Raw genomic sequence first — 2,247 nt, 5'->3', positions numbered from 1 at the left:
CTTCTGCAGCTGCACATATCTGGCCTTTCTCTCCGGATCCACTCCCACCTCCACAATGGTGGACGCTCCCATGGTGGCTCCGAGATTTTTTACGTTGATGCGGACTCCCGCCTGGACATGTCCTCCTGTGATAAAGCCTCTCTTCCCGGTTACCGTAATCTCTGTTCCCGCGCTGACCTGGCTGTGGAGGATGGATTCCGTATTGACATAGCCGCCTGCATTCACTGTGGCATTCTCAATAAATTTTGCCACCACATCCCGTCCTGCCTCCAGGGTTCCTTTTCCCATGCCGTTTACGCCTCTTGCAATGATGATATTGCCGCCGGCCATAATGTGGGCGCCCTCTACAACGCCGTTTATAATCACGTTTCCTTTGGCATTCACCACAAAATTTGAGGCCACATTGCCATTTATCTGCACACTGCCCTCAAATTCTATATTGCCTGTGGTGATATCCACATTCTCCACCTCATATACGTCGGACACAAAAACCTTGTCATCCACCAAAACCACGTGTCCGTCCACCTTGGAATAAATAGCATTTTTATCAGGAGACAGCTCAATATTGCGCCCGAATTTCAAAACCGCTCTTTTTACGGCTCTGGGCGCAATCCTCCTGCCCAAAATATTAACCCCCGGCTCTCCCTGATCCTCCGGAAGAATCCTTGCCAGCATTTCCCCCTTCCGGCAGTGGTTGATCATATTCAAATGAAAGAAGTCCACGCTTCCATCCTCACGCATCGTAGGCTGTACATGCACTTCAGTGTTAAAGCAGTATTCCACGCGGGCATCAGTGCCCTGTCTGGGTTCCCTGCCCTTTGCCACCACCAGGTCCGTACAGTAAATGCCCTCCGATTGAAAATGATCCTGCAGAGAGGACATCTGTACTCCTGAAACAATATTACGGTACCTTAGGTCCTTATAGAATTCATCAAAGGTAATTCTTTTTCCAGTATCTGAGGGTGGATAAAATCTTGCCACAGCCTCCATAAAATCATCGCTTACCTCAAGCTGATAAGTCTCATCGCATACCGGGCAGTCCTTTCTCCCTAAAAAATAACCTCCCTGTGTCTTTTCCCCAATATATTTCTTGAGCTGGTTGGCATCGTAATCCACATGAAGCCGGTCAAGATAGCCCATTACCTCCGCAATCCGAACCTCCTCTCCGCCGTCTGCAGGCGGAAAAAAACGGATTCCAAAGCCTCCCGGCATCTTTACCAGCCGAAAAAATCCATTTTGCATAACACATCTCCCAATACATTCACTGTCAATGATCAGACAGAAGTCCCATATAAATTCCCATCTTTGTTTTCATTTTCTGCAGCGCTCTGGTGTGCAGCTGCGATACCCTGGATTCCGATACCTCCAAAAGGCTGCTGATTTCCTTTAACGTTAAATCCTCATAATAATAAAGCGTGATTACCTTTTTTTCTTTTTCCGTCAAAAGCTCCAAAGCCTCCCCTAAGACCCTGCTCAGCTCCTCCTTTTCAATACGTTCCTCCGGGCTGTCAAACCTGGCCGCAGTGTACCTTCCATAATCCTGAGACACATCGCTGCCCTGCTCCATGTATTCATTCAAGGATACCAGTCCTGTAATTTTCATCTGAGACTGCCATTCCAGGTATTCTTCCGCCGATATTCCAAGCCCCTTTATAATCTCCTCCTCAGTAGCTCCATGCCCGGTTGACTGCTCTATCTGTTTGATTACAGCTTCAATCTTTTTCTGCTTCTGCCGGATGGTTCTGGGTATCCAGTCCATCTTGCGGATTTGATCCAGAATGGCTCCGCGGATTCTGAGGCTGGCATAGGTTTCAAATTTGACCTCCTTCATGCAGTCAAATTTGTCTATAGCATCAATCAGACCGAATATCCCGTAGCTGACCAGATCCTCATACTCCACATTATAGCCCAGGTACATGCTCAGCCTGCCCGCCACCACCTTGACCAAAGGAGCATACTCCAAAATGATTTTCTCCCTGATTTCCGGCGATTTCGTCTTTGCGTATTCTTCTAAAAGTTTCTTTCTAGCAGCCTCTTCCATTAAATTTTATTGCTCTCCCTCTTTGCTCTGCGCTTTCAGTTCCTCGCCCCCGCTCTCTCCCTCTTCCTTTTCCTCCGCTGCCACCTGGTTTTGTCTGTCAAAATAATCTAAGGTCCATTTTAAAACGCTGCCCAAAAAATAAAATACAACCAAAACAAAAAGCAGCGCTCCCAGCTTCCCCAAAATTGAAAAATCCCTTATAAATG

3 protein-coding genes are annotated in these 2,247 nt (G+C 47.4%); all 3 read right to left on the bottom strand.

Annotated elements, in window-relative coordinates:
- Window positions 1–1,242 (bottom strand): DUF342 domain-containing protein (locus tag AC1WIP_RS14840; protein ID WP_481142559.1); only part of this gene is annotated, 1,242 nt, incomplete at its 3' end.
- Window positions 1,243–1,267: 25 nt separating this feature from the next.
- On the bottom strand, window positions 1,268–2,041 hold the full coding sequence (locus AC1WIP_RS14835) for a FliA/WhiG family RNA polymerase sigma factor (protein WP_481142558.1): 774 nt from the start codon (window positions 2,039–2,041) through the stop codon (window positions 1,268–1,270).
- Window positions 2,042–2,047: 6 nt separating this feature from the next.
- On the bottom strand, window positions 2,048–2,247 hold a 200-nt coding region (locus tag AC1WIP_RS14830), incomplete at its 5' end, for a hypothetical protein (protein WP_481142557.1).

It is taken from the genome of Acetatifactor sp. (assembly GCF_982438285.1).
The sequence above is the reverse complement of the archived record's forward strand: the minus strand, read 5'-3'. Positions and strand labels throughout refer to the sequence as shown.